This window comes from Listeria rocourtiae subsp. hofi, assembly GCF_963575615.1.
GTDB classification, from domain to species: domain Bacteria; phylum Bacillota; class Bacilli; order Lactobacillales; family Listeriaceae; genus Listeria_A; species Listeria_A hofi.
On the sequence record NZ_CAUYTL010000090.1, the window covers coordinates 1 to 794 of the forward strand.

A 794-nucleotide genomic window follows, 5' to 3' on the forward strand; every position below is an offset into this window, starting at 1 on the left:
GTAGAAAATCTGATAAACAAGCTTATCCATCGAGAAAATCTGAACCTTGCTTACCAGAAAGTCTTACGCAATAAAGGCGCCGCTGGCGTTGATGGGATGACAGTAGAAGAACTGCTTCCCTATCTGCGCGACAACCGAGAAAATCTACTGAAACAATTGCGAACAGGTAAGTATAGACCGCAACCAGTGAAACGTGTCTTGATTCCAAAAGCGGATGGAGGGAAACGCCAATTAGGTATCCCTTGTGTACTGGATAGGCTGATACAACAGGCGGTAGCACAAATACTCGAACCTATCTTTGACCCACTATTCTCCGACAATAGTTACGGATTCCGTCCAAAAAGGAATGCACATCAAGCCATTCGTAAAGCAAAAAGCTTCTATGAAGCGGGCTATAAGTATGTCGTAGATATCGATATGAAACAGTATTTTGATACCGTTCATCATGATAAATGAATGGGCTTCATTGAAAAGAGCGTCCAAGATAAACAGGTTTTGTGTCTTATCCGTCGATTTTTGCAAAGTGGTGTGATGATTGGAACAGAAAAACAAGAAACGGAGAAAGGAACACCACAAGGTGGCAACCTATCCCCGCTTCTTAGCAATATCTATCTACACGCATTCGACCAAGAATTACAGCGACGAGGGCATCTATTTGTGCGCTATGCAGATGACTGTAATAGCTATGTTCGTAGTAAGCGAGCTGGCGAACGCGTCATGGCAAGTTGTACCATGTTTTTGGAGAAGGAATTGTACCTGACGGTAAATCGTGAGAAAAGCCAAGTGGGTAGCCC

At 43.6% G+C, this 794-nt stretch carries 1 pseudogene; it reads left to right on the plus strand.

The features are described 5' to 3' along the window. Positions 1-96 precede the first annotated feature (96 nt). Positions 97-794, plus strand: a pseudogene (gene ltrA, locus R8925_RS15835) (group II intron reverse transcriptase/maturase); the annotation flags it as partial.